Annotated in this window: 17 protein-coding genes; 13 read left to right on the plus strand and 4 right to left on the minus strand. The window is 69.2% G+C overall.

Annotated features, from left to right (window positions below):
* Positions 1-25 precede the first annotated feature (25 nt).
* The 3 genes from glyA to ribD all read left to right on the plus strand — a co-directional run bounded on the left by glyA (position 26) and on the right by ribD (position 3,056).
* Positions 26-1,291 carry a serine hydroxymethyltransferase gene (glyA, locus tag WB794_RS12540; protein WP_337336200.1) on the plus strand — a complete coding sequence of 422 codons (1,266 nt, stop codon included), beginning with the start codon at positions 26-28 and terminating at the stop codon, positions 1,289-1,291.
* Positions 1,292-1,387: 96 nt separating this feature from the next.
* A complete protein-coding gene (gene nrdR / locus WB794_RS12545) occupies positions 1,388-1,924 on the plus strand; it encodes a transcriptional regulator NrdR (RefSeq protein WP_337336201.1) in 537 nt (178 codons plus the stop codon).
* Between the two features lie 76 nt (positions 1,925-2,000).
* Positions 2,001-3,056: a bifunctional diaminohydroxyphosphoribosylaminopyrimidine deaminase/5-amino-6-(5-phosphoribosylamino)uracil reductase RibD gene (gene ribD, locus WB794_RS12550; protein WP_415926697.1), complete on the plus strand. Its 1,056-nt coding sequence runs from the start codon at positions 2,001-2,003 to the stop codon at positions 3,054-3,056.
* A gap of 9 nt (positions 3,057-3,065) precedes the next feature.
* Here the strand turns inward: ribD and WB794_RS12555 are convergent, their stop codons facing one another.
* Complete coding sequence (locus WB794_RS12555) at positions 3,066-4,529, minus strand: hypothetical protein (protein WP_337336203.1); 1,464 nt, start codon at positions 4,527-4,529, stop codon at positions 3,066-3,068.
* A gap of 416 nt (positions 4,530-4,945) precedes the next feature.
* Here WB794_RS12555 and WB794_RS12560 point away from each other — a divergent pair, with 416 nt between their 5' ends.
* Together WB794_RS12560 and rapA are read left to right on the plus strand one after the other, a co-directional pair.
* The gene (locus WB794_RS12560) at positions 4,946-5,305 is read left to right on the plus strand and encodes a DUF1304 domain-containing protein (protein ID WP_337336204.1); all 360 of its coding nucleotides are present in this window, start codon (positions 4,946-4,948) and stop codon (positions 5,303-5,305) included.
* A gap of 77 nt (positions 5,306-5,382) precedes the next feature.
* Positions 5,383-8,238 (plus strand): RNA polymerase-associated protein RapA, encoded by a 2,856-nt coding sequence (gene rapA, locus WB794_RS12565; protein ID WP_337336205.1) that lies wholly within the window; start codon positions 5,383-5,385, stop codon positions 8,236-8,238.
* A 54-nt stretch (positions 8,239-8,292) separates the two neighbouring features.
* Here rapA and panD read toward each other — a convergent pair whose 3' ends face one another.
* The 3 genes from panD to WB794_RS12580 form a co-directional block, all read right to left on the minus strand.
* Positions 8,293-8,673, minus strand: coding sequence for an aspartate 1-decarboxylase (panD, locus tag WB794_RS12570; protein WP_337336206.1), 381 nt, complete (start codon positions 8,671-8,673; stop codon positions 8,293-8,295).
* Between the two features lie 178 nt (positions 8,674-8,851).
* Complete coding sequence (locus tag WB794_RS12575; RefSeq protein WP_337336207.1) at positions 8,852-10,297, minus strand: CPBP family glutamic-type intramembrane protease; 1,446 nt, start codon at positions 10,295-10,297, stop codon at positions 8,852-8,854.
* Between the two features lie 9 nt (positions 10,298-10,306).
* Positions 10,307-10,660, minus strand: a complete 354-nt coding sequence (locus tag WB794_RS12580) for a 4a-hydroxytetrahydrobiopterin dehydratase (RefSeq protein WP_337336208.1) — start codon at positions 10,658-10,660, stop codon at positions 10,307-10,309.
* Positions 10,661-10,760: 100 nt separating this feature from the next.
* On the opposite strand from WB794_RS12580, the gene WB794_RS12585 reads away from it, so the two are divergent.
* The 8 genes from WB794_RS12585 to WB794_RS12620 all read left to right on the plus strand — a co-directional run.
* Positions 10,761-11,348, plus strand: a complete 588-nt coding sequence (locus WB794_RS12585) for an NfuA family Fe-S biogenesis protein (protein ID WP_337336209.1) — start codon at positions 10,761-10,763, stop codon at positions 11,346-11,348.
* Between the two features lie 12 nt (positions 11,349-11,360).
* Positions 11,361-11,798, plus strand: coding sequence for a nucleoside deaminase (locus tag WB794_RS12590; protein WP_337336210.1), 438 nt, complete (start codon positions 11,361-11,363; stop codon positions 11,796-11,798).
* Positions 11,795-12,364, plus strand: a complete 570-nt coding sequence (locus tag WB794_RS12595; protein WP_337336211.1) for a DUF1415 domain-containing protein — start codon at positions 11,795-11,797, stop codon at positions 12,362-12,364. Before WB794_RS12590 ends, WB794_RS12595 begins: the two co-directional genes overlap by 4 nt.
* 118 nt (positions 12,365-12,482) lie before the next feature.
* Positions 12,483-13,241, plus strand: coding sequence for a hypothetical protein (locus tag WB794_RS12600; protein ID WP_337336212.1), 759 nt, complete (start codon positions 12,483-12,485; stop codon positions 13,239-13,241).
* Between the two features lie 76 nt (positions 13,242-13,317).
* On the plus strand, positions 13,318-13,941 hold the full coding sequence (gene msrA / locus WB794_RS12605) for a peptide-methionine (S)-S-oxide reductase MsrA (RefSeq protein ID WP_337336213.1): 624 nt from the start codon (positions 13,318-13,320) through the stop codon (positions 13,939-13,941).
* On the plus strand, positions 13,938-14,414 hold the full coding sequence (gene msrB, locus WB794_RS12610) for a peptide-methionine (R)-S-oxide reductase MsrB (RefSeq protein ID WP_337336214.1): 477 nt from the start codon (positions 13,938-13,940) through the stop codon (positions 14,412-14,414). The genes msrA and msrB overlap by 4 nt, the downstream gene beginning before the upstream one ends.
* A complete protein-coding gene (locus WB794_RS12615; RefSeq protein ID WP_337336215.1) occupies positions 14,411-14,800 on the plus strand; it encodes an RNA-binding S4 domain-containing protein in 390 nt (129 codons plus the stop codon). Before msrB ends, WB794_RS12615 begins: the two co-directional genes overlap by 4 nt.
* A 195-nt stretch (positions 14,801-14,995) precedes the next feature.
* A partial coding sequence (locus tag WB794_RS12620; protein WP_337336216.1) for a S8 family serine peptidase occupies positions 14,996-17,455 on the plus strand: 2,460 nt, incomplete at its 3' end.

Consider the following 17,455-nt stretch of genomic DNA (forward strand, 5'->3'; position numbering starts at 1 on the left):
GGATCGGCCCATCGAGGTTCTCCGCATGTACGACCAAACCAGCACCATCGCCGCGTTCGACCCGGAACTGGCCCGCGCCATCGCCGCCGAATCGCAGCGCCAGGAAGATCACGTCGAGCTGATCGCCAGCGAGAACTACGCCAGCCCGCGGGTGATGGAGGCGCAGGGCTCCAAGCTCACCAACAAGTACGCCGAAGGCTATCCCGGCAAGCGCTACTACGGCGGCTGCGAGTACGTGGACGTGGCCGAGCGGCTCGCCATCGAGCGCGTCAAGGAGCTGTTCGGCGCGGACTACGCCAACGTGCAGCCGCATTCGGGCTCGCAGGCCAACCAGGCCGTGTATTTCGCCCTGCTGCAGCCGGGCGACACCATCCTCGGCATGAGCCTGGCGCACGGCGGCCACCTCACCCACGGAGCCAAGGTCAACGCCTCGGGCAAGCTGTTCCACGCGGTGCAGTACGGCGTCGACGACCAGGGCCTGATCGACTATGACGAAGTCGAGCGCCTGGCGCTGGAGCACAGGCCGAAGATGGTCGTCGCCGGTTTCTCGGCCTATTCGCAGGTGATCGACTGGGCGCGCTTTCGCGCCATCGCCGACAAGGTCGGTGCCTGGCTGTTCGTCGACATGGCGCACGTCGCCGGCCTGATCGCCGCGGGCGTCTATCCCAGCCCGCTGCCGCACGCGCATGCGGTCACCTCCACCACCCACAAGACCCTGCGTGGCCCGCGCGGCGGCATCATCCTCGCCAGCCGCGCCGCCATGGGCGATGCCGCCGAGGAGATCGAGAAGAAGCTCCAGTCGATCGTCTTTCCCGGCATCCAGGGCGGCCCGCTGATGCACGTGATCGCGGCCAAGGCAGTGGCTTTCAAGGAGGCGCTGGACCCTTCGTTCAAGACCTACCAGCAGCAGGTGGTGAAGAACGCGCAGGCGATGGCGAACGCGCTGATCGCACGCGGCTACAAGATCGTTTCCGGCGGCACGCAGAACCACCTGATGCTGGTGGACATGATCGGCAAGGAGGTGTCCGGCAAGGACGCCGAGGCCGCCCTCGGCCGCGCCCACATCACCGTCAACAAGAATTCGGTCCCCAACGACCCGCGCTCGCCCTTTGTCACCTCCGGCCTGCGCCTCGGCACCCCTGCCGTCACCACGCGAGGCTATGTCGAACAGGACTGCGTGGATCTTGCCAACTGGATCGCCGACATCCTCGATGCCCCGAACGACGAGGCCGTCATCACCCGCGTGCGCGAAGCGGTGACCGCGCAGTGCCGGAGGTATCCGGTGTATTGAGAGCCGGGAATGGGGAATCGGGAATCGGGAATGGCCGGTTCTCGGTACCCCCGACGCCCCGCTCTTCTCTATTCCCCATTCCCCATTTCCGCCCAAATGCATTGTCCTTTCTGCCACCACGAAGACACCCGCGTCATCGATTCGCGCGTCAGTGAGGACGGCGGATCGATCCGGCGCAGGCGCGAGTGCGCGCAGTGCGGGGAGCGCTTCAACACCACGGAAACCGCCGAGGTGAAGCTGCCCACGGTGGTCAAGGGCGACGGGCGGCGCGAGCCGTTCGATATCGACAAGCTGCGCCAGTCGATGGAGCGCGCCCTGCACAAGCGGCCGGTGCCGCAGGCGCAGATCGATGCCGCGGTGCGCGCGGTGGTGCAGCAGGCGCGCGCGTCCGGCGAGCGCGAGTTGGCCTCGCGCCGGCTGGGGGATTTCGTGATGACCCAGATGCGTCGCCTCGACCACGTCGGCTACGTGCGCTTCGCCTCGGTCTACCGCGCCTTCGAGGACGTGGCCGATTTCCGCGAGGAGATCGAGATGCTGGAGCGCGACCTGCCCGGCGGGCAGGAACAGCTGCCGCTGCTGGCGGGCGAGGTGGTGCCGTTCGGCAAGACGGCAGACAAGGGCCGCAAGCGCTGAGTCGCGAGCCGCCGCCGTGACGATTCCCGATTCCCGATTCCCCGCTTCCGGCTTTTCCGCCACCGACCACGCCCTGATGGCGCGCGCCCTGCGCCTGGCCGAGCGCGGCGCGTACACCACGCGGCCCAATCCGATGGTCGGCTGCGTGATCGCGCGCGGCGATGAGGTCGTTGGCGAAGGCTGGCACCAGCGCGCCGGCGGTCCGCACGCGGAGGTGTTCGCGCTGCGTGCGGCCGGCGAACGCGCGCGCGGCGCGACCGCCTACGTCACGCTGGAGCCCTGCGCCCACCACGGGCGCACGCCGCCGTGCGTGGACGCGCTGGTCGATTCGGGCGTGGCACGCGTGGTCGCGGCGCTGCGCGATCCGTTCCTGACGGTGAATGGCGCAGGCTTCGATCGCCTGCGCGCCGCCGGCATCGACGTCGCCTTCGGGCTGCTGGAGGCCCAGGCGCGCGAACTCGATCGCGGCTTCCTTTCGCGCATCGAGCGCGGCCGGCCGTGGCTGCGGGTGAAGCTGGCGATGAGCCTGGACGGGCGCACCGCGCTGGGCAACGGCGAATCCAAGTGGATCACCGGCGAGGCCGCGCGCGCCGACGTGCAGCGCTGGCGCGCGCGCGCGGGAGCGATCCTCACCGGCAGCGGCACCGTGCTGGCGGACGATCCGCGCCTGACCGCGCGCGTGCCAGACGCCGATATCGCGCCGCCGCTGCGCGTGGTGCTGGATCGCCACCTGCGCACGCCGGCAGCGGCGAACCTGCTCGATGGCAGCGTGCCGACGCTGTGCTTCCATGCCGCCAGTGCGACGCCCGACGCGCGCTTTGCGCGGGTCGAATGCGAGCCGCTGCCGCAAGGCACCGGCGGCCTTTCGCTGGCCGTCGCGCTCGAGCACCTCGCCGCGCGCGACATCGGCGAGGTGCAGGTCGAAGCCGGCCCGACGCTGGCCGGCGCGCTGTTCGCGCAGGGGCTGGTGGACGAGCTGCTGCTCTACGTCGCGCCGGTGCTGCTCGGATCCGATGCGCGCGCGCTGCTGGCGCTGCCGCCGCTCACCGACATGGCCGACCGCTGGCGGCTGCGCATGGTGGACGAACGCAGGGTCGGCGACGACTGGCGGGTGCGCTGCCTGACGGCGTGACGCGGCAGGTCAGTTTTCAAAGCCATCGCGAAAGAGCCACGCGCCCTGGTGTTCGTACGCGCCAACGTCGCAGAGCGCCAGGCCGTCTCCATCACCATCGGTCGGGCGCGGCTGCGAGCGTGCGTCGATCGGCTGGCACAGCGCGCCGTCGCTGATTGAATCGATCACGGCGCTGCCGGTGAATTGCACCACGCCGACCTGCCCCGGCGTTTCGTCGATCGTGATGGTGCCGAGCGGGGCGTTCGGCAGCGCGCCCGCCGAGATCGCTCCACAGCTTGCATCGCTGAAGAGATTGGCCGCGATCAGATGGGGACTCGGGAGCGTGACGCTGCTGCCGCAGGCGCTTCCCGAAGCCGTGGGCGCAAACAGATTGGCCTTCGCGATCATCAGCGACGTACTCGAGCCAAAATTCACATGCGCGCCGTTCATGGCACCATTGTTGTGAAATGTGTTGTTGGACAGGGAGAGTCTGGTCGAAAAGGTGTGTACCGCGCCTCCTGCGACCGCTGCGTGATTGCCGACAAAGCTGCTGTTGGTCAGAATCGTCAAGACATCGTCCGGGCCGGCACCGAACTTTTGCGTCTTGATTCCTGCGCCATGCGTGGCCGAGTTGTCGCGAAAGTAGCTTCGCCGGATCTCGAGGATGCAGTGGTCGCAAAGCTGGTGGACGGCACCGCCGTATCCTGCTGCGGCACCGGGTGAGGCGGAGTTGCCGAGAAAGGTGGAGCCGCTGATTTCGAATATGCGGTCGACGCCTCCCAGCGCCAGCGCGCCGCCGGAGGCGAGGCCTCCGGTTATGGTGCTCACCGTGATTGCCTCGTTGTTTTCAAAAAGGCTGTTGGTGATCGTGACGTCAGAATGTGCGTACACGGCACCACCTCCTGATTGCGATTGCCCGGTCGTCGCGGTTGCCGTCACCGAGTTGGCGCTGAAGCGGCTGTGATTGATCTGGAGATCGCCCCCGTTTCGCGGCCAGTAGATCGCGCCGCCGTACGCCAGGCTGGTGGCGCTGGCAGAGCATTCGCTGAAGATGACGAAATCCAGGCGCAGGGTGCCGACCGTGGGCGGCGTGTTTGATACCTCGGCGATGCAGCCGCCTTTCTGCGCTGCATGGCCGCGGCTGAACTCCAGGTTGCTGATGCTCAGATTGATGTTGTTCTCGCCCACGCGAAGAATCTGTTGGACGCCCTGCCCGCTGATTGTGGGTCGGATGGTGCCTCCCATGATCGTCAGGTCCTTTGCCGTGATTGTCGGCAGCAGGCTCAGCAGGTTCACGGAACCGCCAACGGTAAACGGTGCCACGAACGCGATGGTGTGCGGCGTGTCGGGGGTGGCGTTGGCGCTGATGATGGCAGCTCTCAGCGTCCCGGTGCCGCTGTCGGCCTGACTGGTGACGTTGAACGTTGCCGCTTGTGCGCCAACCGTCAGCAGGCCGGCGAGCAGTGCGGCAATGGCGGTGATGCGACGAGTCATGACAAGCTTCCTGCGCGTGGATAACTCCACCAGATACAGGACGCAGTGCGAAAACCGGACACGCTGGCGCAGGAAGCACGGGGTTTCCCGTCCGAGTGCGGCACCGAGACGACGCAGCGGGCGCGTCGAGCCATCGCCAATGCGGTGAGCGCAGTCGAGGGCAAGCCTTGACAGGCTTTGGCACCCCTGTCCATCCTTGCCGGCCAAGCTGCCCTGCCGTCAGGTGCCATTCCGGAACCTGATCAGTCCGGTTCCTCCGCTCGTCATTCCCGCCAGGGAACCTCCGAGCAAAAGTCGTCATTCCAGTGAAGACTGGAAGACGATGGATATTTGTTCAGGCCTTCCCCGAAAGCCTGCGGAAGCGACGAGCCGGGCGTGAAAGCCAATTCCCGATCCCCAGTTCCCGGCCCTGTCCCATGTCCCTTACCGCGCAGATCCTCACCGCCCTCGTCGCCCTCCTGCAGCTCTGGTTCCTGGTGCTGGAGATGTTCCTCTGGACCACGCCGAAGGGGCGGCGCACCTTCGGGCTCGCTCCCGAGTTCGCGCAGCAGACCCGCGCGCTGGCCGCCAATCAGGGCCTCTACAACGGCTTTCTTGCGGCCGGTCTGGCGTGGGGGCTGTGGCTGGGCGCGGAGGGTTTTTCGATCCGCCTGTTCTTTCTGGGCTGCGTGGTCGTGGCCGGCGTCTTCGGTGCGGCGACCGCGAGCCGCAAGATCCTGTTCGTGCAGGCCCTTCCCGCTGCGCTGGCCATGGTTGCGACCTGGCTGGCACGCTGAAGGACGCGCCGCCGCGCCCTGCGGCCTGTGGCGATCGTGATGCCCTTGCCGGGCGTCATTGCGGGTAAAATCGACGGATGACCGCATCGCAATTCGTCCCCGGCCAGCGCTGGTTTTCCACCGCTGAGCCCGAACTTGGCCTCGGCACCGTCATGCGGCTCGCCGGCCGCTCCGTGCAGATCGTTTTCACCGGCTCGGGCGTGGTGCGCCAGTACGCCTTCGAATCCGCGCCGCTGGCGCGCGCCGAGTTCCGCGTGGGGGAAAGCGTGCGGGTGGAGGGGCGCGAGTGGGTGATCGAGTCGATCGAGCACGCCGACGGGCTGTACGCCTACTGCTGCGATGCGCAGGTCTTCCACGAAGGCCAGCTCGACGCCCAGCAGCCTGTGTCGCAGGCCGATTCGCGGCTGATCTCGGGTCGTCTCGACCGCAGCGACCAGTTCGACTTCCGTCAGGAGCTGCTGCGCCGCCGTGCCGCCGCGCAGCGGCATCCCGGATGGGGCGTGCTGGCGGCGCGCATCGACGTGATCGCGCACCAGCTTCGCGTGGCCGAGGTTGCCGCCGAGCGCCGCCCGCCGCGCCTGCTGCTGGCCGATGAGGTCGGGCTGGGCAAGACCATCGAAGCCGGGCTGATCATCGCCCAGCAGCTCGCCAGCGGGCGCGCCAGCCGCGTGCTCGTTCTGGTTCCCGAAAGCCTCGTGCACCAGTGGTTCGTCGAGCTGCGCCGGCGCTTCAACCTGGATTTCGCGATCTTCGACGAGGAGCGCTGCGAGTCGATCGAAATGGGCGGCGACGGCCGCAATCCGTTCGAGGACGAGCAGGGCGTCATCGCCGCCACGAACTGGCTGGCGCGCAGTGCCAAGCGCGCCGCGCAGGCGCGCGAGGCCGGCTGGGATCTTCTGGTGATCGACGAGGCCCATCACCTGGCCTGGGAACCGGGCAACGCCAGCCCGGAATACGCGCTGGCCCAGTCGCTGGCCGAGCGCGTGCCCGGCGCGATCCTGCTCACCGCCACGCCCGAGCAGCTCGGCTTGAGCGGGCACTTCGCGCGCCTGCGGCTGCTCGATCCGGCGCGCTATCGCGATCTGGCGGAGTTCGAGCGCGAGACGCAGCGATTCGTCGCGCTGTCGGGCACGGTGGAGCGCCTGCTGGACGGCTCGCCGCTGGATGCGGGCGATGAGGCCGCGCTGCGCGAAGTCGACGCCGGCCTTGGCGATGCGCAGCTGGATGCCATCCGGCGCGGCGACGCGGCGGCGCGGCGGCGGCTGGTGGACGCGCTGATCGATCGCCACGGCACCGGACGGGTGATGATCCGCAACCGCCGCGCCGCCGTGGGTGGCTTCCCCGAGCGCGTCAAAAACCTCTACCGGCTGCGGCCCGAGGACCACGATCCGGCGCTCGACGGACGCCTCATGGCCGAGTTCCTCGCCGATGCCGGCGCGCCCGGCCGGCTGGAGCCGGAGTACGACTACAGCCGCGATCCGAGGCTGGAATGGCTGCTCGGCGTGCTCGAATCGCTCGCGCCGCACAAGGTGCTGCTGCTGTGCCGCACCCGCGCCAAGGTGCAGGCGCTCGAAGATGCGCTGCGCACCCGCAGCGGCGTCGCGCTGGCGCGCTTCCACGAGGACATGAACCTCCTGCAGCGCGACCGCAACGCCGCCTGGTTCGCGCAAGCCGATGGCGCGCGCCTGCTGATCGCCTCGGAAATCGGCGCCGAGGGGCGCAACTTCCAGTTCGCCCAGCATCTGGTGCTGTGGGATCTGCCGCTCGATCCGGACATGCTCGAACAGCGCATCGGCCGGCTCGATCGCATCGGCCAGCGCGGCGACGTCAACATCCACGCCGTGGCGGTGGAAGACAGCGCGCAGGACGTGCTGCTGCGCTGGTACGACGAAGGGCTGGAGGCGTTCGAGCGGGTCTGCGCCGACGGACGCGAGCTGATGCGCCTGTTCGGCGATCGCCTGCTGCGGCTGGTGGCGGACTACGGCCCGGGCGAGGCGCGCGAGGCGGCGTTCGAGACGATGCTCGGGGAAACCCGGCGCGAACACGCGCGCCTGTCCGAACTCATCGCGCGCGGACGCGACCGCCTGCTCGAACTGGCCAGCCAGCGCGGTGCCGACCAGAGCCTCCTGCGCGACGCGCTGGCACGCGATGACCGCCACGCCGCCACCGACGATTTCGCCTGGCGGCTGCTCGAACAGTTCGGCGTGCAGAACGAAACGCTGGAACCGGGCGTGGTGCTGCTCGACCCCGAGTACCTCACCCTCGACGCCTTCGAAGAGTTCAAGAGCGGGCCGCGGCAGGCGACCCTGGACCGCGCCATCGCGCTGGCGCGCGACGACCTCCTCTACCTGCGCGACGATCATCCGCTGCTGCATTCGGGCGGCGACCTGCTGATCTCTTCCGAACTGGGCAACGCCGCCTGCCTGATCGACGACGCGCTGCCGCCGCGCAGCGTGCTGCTGGAGGCCGCCTACGTGCTCGAATGCGTCGCCGACCGGCGCCTTGGCGTGCCGCGCTACCTCGCCCCGCTGCCGCTGCGCGCGGTGGTCGATACGCGCCTGGCCGACCGCAGCGACTTCGCGCCCGGCCTGCGCGCGCTGCAGCGCGCGGGCGAGCGGCCCATCGACCTCACCCGCCACCGCCGCATCCTCAATACGCTGGTGCCGCCGATGCTGGAGGCGACCCGCAGCGGCGTCGCGGCGCAGGCGCAGGACGCCATTGCCGCGGCGCTGGCCGACATGGAGGCGCTGTTCGAGGACGAGATCACGCGGCTGGAGGCGCTGGCGCGGGTGAACCCGGCGGTGCATCCGGAGGAAATCGCTGCGCTGCGCGACGAACGCGACGCCTTGCGCGCCGCGATTCCGCAAGCGCGCCTGCGGCTGGATGCGCTGCGCCTGATCGCCAGCCCGGACTTCCTCGGCCTGCGCGGCTGAATCCGCACGGCCGAAGACACGAAGCGCCGGCACGACGCCGGCGCGGCGGAGCGGTTACGCCGCCTGCACCGGAATCGCGTTGCCGATGCGCGCGATCGCGTTCTTCCCGTCGGGATAGACCAGGGTCGGCTTGTGCTGCGCCATCGCCGCCTCGTCGATCACGCCGTAGGCGCAGATGATCACCAGATCATCCACCTTCGCCTTGTGCGCCGCCGCGCCGTTCACCGAGATGATCCCGCTGCCGTCCTGCGCGCGGATCGCGTAGGTGACGAAACGCTCGCCGTTGTTCACGTCGTAGATGTGGATCTGCTCGTATTCGCGGATGCCGCTGGCATCCAGCAGCACCCCGTCGATCGCGCACGAACCCTCGTAGTGAAGCTCCGCGTGGGTGACGCGGGCGCGGTGGATCTTGGCCTTGAGGACGTTGAGCTGCATGGCGTGACTCGGCATGGCGTGGTACGGGAACGCGCAGTGTAGGAACGATGTTGCACTGCCGCAAGGAAGGAGTGCCGGGCGAGCGTTCCCCGTCGATCGGAGGGTTGGTCGATGGTGGGACCAATCAGTGGCGATGATGTTGCGCTGGTGTTCCCGAGCGTGAGCGGGTGGGGCTCCTTCACGGCGCCATCAAATACCGCCCGCCGATTTCCGCCGAGCGCAGCAGCCAGGTGGGGGCGAGGTGGACGAGCCAGAGGCCGAGCGCGGCGTGGCTGGCGGCGAGCGGGAGCAGGGCGCGGTGACGCCAGCCGAGCCAGGCCCAGACGGTGCCGCCGGCGAAGGTGAAGGCCATCAGGGCGAAGTTGGGGGCGTGCAGCAGGCCGAAGGCCACGCCGCAGGCGAGCGCGGCGAGGCGCGCGTCGGGAATCAGGAGGCGCAGGCGCGGGGCGATGGCGACGAGCAGCAGCCACTGCTGCACCAGCGCCCAGAGCGGATAGCGCAGGAAGCGCGCGCTGTCGCGCGGCGCGCTGGCGCTGTCGTCGAGCCCGCCGAGCGGAGCGAGCAGGAGGCCGGCTGCAAGGGTGAAAACCAGCGCGGCGCGCCATGCGTTGCGATCACCCGACCCGCGCCAGCGCGGCGGGTCGGGCGCAGGGAAAAGCGCGAGCGCGAGCACACAGGCGGCAAAGCTGATCGTGATGGCGAGCGGGGTCTCGCGCGCGGGCCAGCCGGCGAGCAGCAGGGCGAGCGGCAGGCCCAGGCCGATCGCGAGTTCCGCCAGCGGGCGGGAGGCGGGAGCGGGCGTTTGCGTGCGCGCCGCGCGCCGCCGCGCGAGCGCGAACAGCACCAGCAGCGCGAGCGGCAGCGTCAGGATGCGCCAGAAGGCTTGAGGAAGCTCGGGCGTGAGGCGCGCAAGGGCGCGCGCGGCGCTGCCGAGCCAGCCTGCGGCTTCGATCGCCGCTGCGGGATGCTCGACCAGCCGCGCGTCGCGCCAGGCGAGCAGGCGCTCGGGCATCGTGAAGAACGGCGCGGCGTGCGGCTGGCCGGGGCATCCGGAACCGGCGCAGGGCGCGGCGCGCAGCGCGAGGGCTTGCAGCGTGAGGCGGGTTCCGGGCGCGGATTCGATGCGCAGGAACAGGCCGTCGGGCGGAGCGCGGGATGCGCCGGGCGCGGCATCGAACGGCTGCAGCGCAAGTTCCAGCGCCGTCGGGCCGGGGTCCACGGTGGCATCCAGCCACACCGAAGGCGGGCCGGTGCTGCCCGCCAGGAGCATCAGGCGCGCCGGTGCGCCGGCCTCCAGTTCCATGCGCACACGGCTGACGGCGCGCGTGTCGATGCGCTCGCCGCGCAGGGCCAGCGAGAGGTTGGCGATACCGTCCTCGGGCAGGGTGATGTCCAGCCCGTCGCGGGTGCCGCGCGCCGCATCCAGCCCGTGGCTGCCGGGACGCACCACGGCGGCGGGTTGGCTGAAATCCCAGCGCCATGGGGAAAGGCCCTGCGCCCAATCGGCCTGCCGCTGATTGGCCTCGCGCGCCAGCCAGGTGGCCACGGTGAGCTGGGAAAGGAGCCAGAATCCCGCCAGCACGAGCACCGGAAAGAGGAGCGGCTGGGCGATCCGGCGGTTCACGCGCCGGGATCAGGCGTCGCCGTCGCCGGCCAGCAGGGTCGCCTTGGCGGCGCAGATGAAGTCGTTGTCGGAAAGCCCGCCGACGTCGTGGGTGGAGTAGCGCACCACACAGCGGTCGTAGTGCACGCCGAGGTCCGGGTGGTGGTCTTCGCGGTGTGCGATGAAGGCCAGCGCGTTCACGAAGGCCATCGTCCGGTAATAGTCTGGAAAGCGGAAGCTGCGGGTGATCGCGCCGCCTTCCTCGACCAGCGCCCAATCGGGCAGGTCGGCCAGCCGCTGCGCGGCGGCGGCGGGCGCGATGCGATGCTCGGCACCGCGCAGCGGGCGGCAGTGCTGTTGCGCGAGTTGCTGAAGGCGGGACATGGCGTGATTCCGTGACGGGCAGGGCGAAAGTATACGGCGGGCCCGGAAACACGCCGGCGCGCGGCGATAGAATGGCGGTGTTCATTGCGATGATGTGCCCATGATCCAGATCAGCGACCACGCGCAGCAGCACTTCCGCCGCCTGCTGGAAAGCCAGGGCGGCGATGCCGTCGGCATCCGCCTGGGTGCCAGCGAGCCCGGCACGCCTTCGGCCGAGGTGCGGCTGGAGTTTTGCGATGCCGGCGATCTCGATGGCCGCGAGCTGGCCATCGCCTGCGAGGGCTTCACCCTGTATCTGGATGCCGCCAGCGCGCCGTTCTTTGCCGAGGCCGAGGTTGATTACCAGGTCACGCCGACCGGCGGCGAGCTCAACATCCGCGCGCCGGGGCTCAAGGGCGAGCGCATGGGTGCCGATGCGGCGCTCGAAGACCGCGTGCGCTACACCCTCGACAGCGTCGTGAACCCCCAGCTCGCCAGCCACGGCGGGCGCGTCAAGCTCGAAGGCATCACCAGCGAGGGCATCGTGCTGCTGCGCTTCGGCGGCGGCTGCCACGGCTGCGGCATGGTGGATGTGACGCTCAAGCAGGGCGTGGAGAAAACCCTGCTGACCAAGGTGCCCGGCGTCACCGGCGTGCGCGATGTCACCGACCACGGCAGCGGCGAAACCCCCTACTACGCACCACGCTGAAAGGAGCATTCCATGGATGAGTTCATGCGGGCCGCCATCGACGAAGCGCGCGCCGGTTACGCCGAAGGCGGGATTCCGATCGGATCGGTGATCGTGCACGCGGGGCGCATCATCGGGCGCGGCCACAACCGCCGGGTGCAGAACGGCAGCCCGATCCTGCACGGGGAAATGGACGCCTTCGAGAACGCCGGCCGCCAGCCCGCCAGCGTGTACCGCGAGGCCACGCTCTACACCACGCTTTCGCCCTGCGCGATGTGCTCGGGTGCGATCCTGCTCTACGGCATCCCGCGCGTGATCGTCGGCGAGAACCGCAGCTTCATGGGCGAAGAGGCGCTGCTGCGCAGTCGCGGCGTGGAACTGACGGTGCTCGATGACCCTGAGTGCATCGAGCTGATGGCGCGCCTGATGCGCGAACAGCCGGCACTCTGGAACGAGGACATCGGCGAGTGAGCGCGGTGCCGGACGAGGCCGAGGTCATTGCCGCCACCCGGCGCTGGATCGAACGCGCCGTCATCGGCCTCAATCTGTGCCCGTTCGCCCGCGCGCCGTACCTGAAGGATCAGGTTCGCATCGTCGTCAGCCCGGCGCGTGATGAAGAGACGCTGCTGCTGGACCTGTGCGAAGAGCTGCAGCGCCTCGTCGTGACCGACGAGGCGCAAATCGAAACCACCCTGCTGGTGCACCCGCAGGTGCTGGGCGATTTTCTCGCGTTCAACGATTTTCTCGATCTCGCCGACGCGGCGCTCGTGGAGATGAAGCTCGACGGCGAACTGCAGGTCGCAAGTTTCCACCCCGACTACCAGTTCGGCGATGCCCCGGCCGACGACCCGGCCAACTACACCAACCGCTCGCCGTTCCCCACCCTGCACCTGCTGCGTGAAGCGTCGATCGAACGCGCGGTGGAGGCGGTCGAAGACACCGATGCGATCTACGAGCGCAACATGGCGCGGCTGCGGGCGATGGGCCGCGAAGGCTGGGAAGCGCTGTGGCACGCGCGCGCGGAAAGCCCCGAATAGGGCCGCCGCGGAACTCCCGCGCGCGCGGGCGACGCCGCGCGGCGTGATGGTTTAGGCTGTAGGCACGGTGCCGCGCGGCGCGCGTGGATCGGTTCCCGTACATTTTGGAGGGCTTGCCATGTCCACCCCATCGGTTCCCAAGGCGCTGTACCAGGCCAACATCGACCTGGCCCTGCGCATCGCCGCCCTGCTGCAGGAACACGGCCAGCAGTGGTACGACCTGTTCGCGGACGAGGCCGGCGTGCGGCTGGGGCAGGGGCTGGCCGGCGTGGATCGCTTCCGGCGCGATTTCTCCCTCGACGCCCTGCCGCCGCTGCCGGTCGATTTCGCGGGCCACTTCGATGCGCTGGACGCCGAACGCTGGCAGGCGCTGCTGGCCAAGGCGATCGATCACCAGTCGCGTTTTTCCGTGGGGGTGCAGGCGGCGCTGGAAGACTGGCAGGGTGCCTGCACCCAGCTGTTGGGCGAGGCGCTGCCCAAGGGTGCCCTGCCGGACCTGAGCCAGCTCATTGAATCGGTGCCGGGGCTGGGTGAGATCCTGTCCTCGCTGCAGCAGTTGGGTGCCCGTGGCGGGCGCGTCGCGGCAGCGCCCGCCGCGCCCAAGCCGGCGAAACCGCTTTCGGAAAAACCTGCGGCCGCCGGCAAGGTCGGTACCGCGAAAGCGCCGGCAAAGCCTGCCGCAAAGACGGTCGCAAAGACTCCCGCCAAGGCGGCGAAGGCTCCGACCAAGGCGGCAAAGGCTCCGACCAAGGCGGCGAAGGCTCCGACCAAGGCGGCGAAGGCTCCGACCAGAACCGTCGCCAAGGGTGGTCCCGCGAAGTTCCCCAGCCCGATACCGGCACTGGTCACCACCCCGCGCCAGCGCAAGAAATCCTGATCGCGGCACGCTTGCCCTTGAAGCCCGCTCCCGTCGGGCGCATGTTCGATAATGGTTCCTGTTGCGAGATTATGTCATGACGCTTGCCTGCGCGCTGCCCGGCCACTCGCCGGCATCGTTCCCCGATCCCGAGTTCGATCCCGCGGCCGACGCGGATGCCGCGCACGCCGAGATCGTGCTGGCCGGCGGCTGTTTCTGGTGCACCGAAGCGGTCTATCGCCAGCTCGACGGCGTCATCGAGGTGGTTTCCGGCTACAGCGGCGGCAGCGCCGAGACGGCCAATTACGAGGCGGTGTGCACCAACACCACCGGCCACGCCGAGGCGATCCGCATCGCCTACGACCCGCATCGCATCAGCCTGGGGCAGATCCTCAAGGTGTTCTTTTCCGTGGCGCACGACCCCACCCAGCTCAACCGGCAGGGCGGGGACATCGGCACGCAGTACCGCTCGGCGGTGTTCTTTGCCGATCAGGCGCAGCGCGAGCTGGCCGAGCGCTACATCGGGCAACTGGACGCTGCGGGGCTTTTCGACGCGCCCATCGTCACCGCGCTCGAACCGCTGGCTGCGTTCTACCCGGCCGAGGCCCACCATCAGGATTACGCCGCGCTCAATCCCGAGCAGCCCTTCATCCGCGCCGCCGCGCAGCCCAAGGTGGCCAAGCTGCGCCACGCCTTTCCCGACAAGGTGCGTCCGCAGTGAGCGCGACGCGCCCGCGATCCGCCTCGGGCTACGACCTCGTGCCGCTTTCCGGCCGCGAGCGCGAACGCCTCGCGGCGCGCCTGAGCCCGCAGCAGCGCCACGTCCTCCTGGCGCACGGCACCGAGGCACCGTTCTGCGGCAACCTGCTCGACAACCACCGCAGTGGCCGCTACGCCTGCGCGCTGTGCGGCCTGCCGCTGTTTTCCTCGGCCGACAAGTTCGACTCGGGCACCGGCTGGCCGAGCTTCTCGCGCCCGGTCGATCCCGGACACCTGAGCGCCCTGCGCGATGTCAGCCACGGCATGGTGCGCATCGAGGTCCGCTGCGCGCGCTGCGACGGGCATCTGGGCCACGTCTTCCCGGATGGGCCAGCCCCGACGTTCGAACGCTACTGCCTCAACTCCGAGGCGCTGGAGTTCTTCGACGAGGGTATCGAGCCGCCGCAGCACGCCGCTGATGGCGAGGTGCCGTGAGCGAAGGCGTGCGCATCGACGTGTGGCTGTGGGCCGCGCGTTTTTTCAAGACCCGGGCGCTGGCCAAGGAGGCCGTGACGCTTTCGAGGGTGAAGGTCGCCGGCCAGCCCTGCAAGCCCTCGCGCGCGGTGCGCGTGGGCGATGCGCTGAGCATCGAGCGCGCCGGTGAAACCTGGGAGATCACTGTACTGGGATTGTCCGACGCGCGCGGGCCGGCTTCCGTGGCGCAGCAGCTCTATCGGGAAGACGAGCAGTCGCGCCTCCATCGCGAGGCGCAGCGCGCGCTGCGCGCCGCCGAGCGCGCCGGCTACCGGCCGCCTGCGCACCGTCCCGACAAGCGCGCCCGCCGCCTGATCCAGGCCCTGGGCGACCTCGACGCGCAATAACTGGCGGGGCACTCCGGGCGGGTGTCGATCAGGCTGTGCACCCGCGTTGTCCGAGGCTGCCGCATGACCGACGCGTTCGCCGGTGCCTCCCGGGGGGGGCTGTGGCAGTGGTTGGCGTTGTGTTAGCGTGCGCTGGCGATTCAGCTGTCGTACACACAGATTCGATTGATCCAACCGCTTCGGGAGAACTCCTGTATGAGAAGTCACGGCCGCGCGCTTGCCGCCGCGGGTTGTACCCTGCTTGCGCTTGCCGCAGGCATTGGCGCTGCCACTGCAAAATCCCACAAAGTCATCGCCGCCCCCGGGCAGCTCGACCCGGCCACGCCGGGCGTGAGCCTGTGGCACGACTACGGTGCGTTCGGCCTGTATCGGGTCAGCGACGAAGCCTTGCGCGGCCTGTCCGGGGAGGCGCGCGCGCGCCTGCGGATCGATCCGGAGATGGACGCGATCCTTTTCGACCGCCATCCGATCAGCACGACCGCTGTCCGGGATGTCCCGCCCACGCTCGCGGCCAAGTCCCCGGCCGGTCCGGCGCTGCATCTGGTGCAATTCGTCGGCCCGATCAAGCAGGCCTGGCTGGATGAGGTCGAGGCGACCGGTGCCCGGCTGGTGCAGTACGTCGCCACCAACGGCTACATGGTGTGGTCCGATGCGGCAAGCCGCGGAAAGCTCGACGGCCTCGCGGCCGACGGCGACTTCCTCCAGTTCAGCGGCAGCTTCCAGCCCGCCTACAAGCTGGGTGGATCGATCGAGCGCCGCATCCTCGAAGCGACCCGGCCGGATGAGCTGGTGCCGGTGGTCGTGCAGATGTACAGCCACACCGGCAAGAGTGCGACCCAGCAAGCCGTGGCGAACCTGGCGGTCGAAGTGCAGGCCGACTGGTCCCCGATCCTCGCCTTCGAGAACACCCTCATCACCGTTCGCGCCGCGGACCTCCTGACCATCGCTGCGCTGCCCGACGTGGTGTGGGTGGGCGAGCGCTTCCCGCGCCACAAGATGGACGAGGTGCAGGGCCAGATCCTTGCGGGTGACTTCAACGCCGGAAACACCGGCCCGGCCGCGCCCGGCTACCTGGCCTGGCTGGACAGTCTGGGCTTCAGCCAGAACCCGGCCGACTATCCCCTCGTCAACGTGACCGACGATGGCGTGGGCAACGGCACCATCGTGAACGGTGCCGGCGATTCGACCCTGACCCGGTTCCGCGACGGCGTTACCAGCCGCATCGTCTACGCCAACAACTGCACCACCGATGCCCTGGCCGACGGACGCGGCGGCCATGGCCATATCAACACCAGCATCATCAGCGGCTATGACCAGCGCGCCGGGCTTCCGTTCACCGACGCGAACGGCTACCTGCGCGGCCAGGGCATCAATCCCTACGGCCGCACCGGCAACACCAAGATCTTCCGCAATGCGGGCGCCTACGACGTCTCGGTGTGCGGAAATACCGATACGGGGGTAATCAAGAGCGAACAGGACAAGGGCGCGGTGATCAGCTCCAACTCCTGGGGCTGCTCGGGCTGCGCCGGCAGCTATGACGACTCCTCGCAGGCCTATGACGTGGGCGTGCGCGACGCGGACCTGGCCGAGTCGGGCAACCAGCAGATGATCTACCTGTTCGCGGCCGGCAACAGCGGTTCGGGTGCGGGTACGGTCGGCACGCCGGGCAACGGCAAGAACATGATCACGGTCGGTGCCTCGGAGAACCAGCGCCCGAACGACGAAGGGGGGGGCTGGACGGACGGCTGCGGAGTCGGTGCCACCGGTGCCGACAACGCCATGGACGTGATCAACTTCTCCAGCCGCGGCCCCGCGCCCGGTTCGCGCGTCAAGCCGGAGATCATCGCGCCCGGCACGCATATCCAGGGCACCGCCAGCAACGCCACCGGCTATGCCGGCGACAGCGTCTGCGATCAGTACCGCCCGCCCGGCCAGACCGTCTTCGCCGCATCCTCGGGCACCAGCCATTCGACGCCCGCCGCCGCCGGCGTGGCCTCGCTCTACTACCGCTGGATGCAGACCGAATACGGCCTGAGCACGCCCAGCCCGGCGATGATGAAGGCCTACATGGTCGCGCACCCGACCTACCTGACCGGCGTCTCGGGCAACGGCAACCTGCCGACCAACAGCCAAGGCTACGGCATGCCCAACATGCAGCTGGCCTTCGACGACGCGCCGCGCGCGCTGCTGGACCAGACCCAGATCTTCGGCGCAACCGGCGAAACCTGGACCTGGAACGGTGCCGTAGCCGATCCGGGCAAGCCGGTGCGCATCGTCATGACCTACACCGATGCGGCCGGTGCCATCGGCACCAGTCCGCAGGTCAACAACCTGGACCTCCAGGCGACCGTGGGCGGAAGCAGCTACCTGGGCAACGCGTTCAGCGGCCAGTGGAGCACCACCGGAGGGACGGCCGACAACAAGAACAACTACGAGGCCATCTTTCTGCCGGCCGGTGCATCCGGCGCGATCTCGATCACGGTGACGGCGGCCAACGTGGCCGGTGACGGCGTGCCGAACAATGCCACGCCGACCGACCAGGACTTCGCCCTGGTCTGCTACAACTGCGCGCAGAATCCCGACTTCACCCAGCAGGTCACGCCGACCAGCCTTTCGGTATGCACCCCGACGGCGGCGGATTACACGGTGAACATC

The organism is Denitratimonas tolerans (assembly GCF_037203605.1).
Classification (GTDB): domain Bacteria; phylum Pseudomonadota; class Gammaproteobacteria; order Xanthomonadales; family Xanthomonadaceae; genus Denitratimonas; species Denitratimonas tolerans.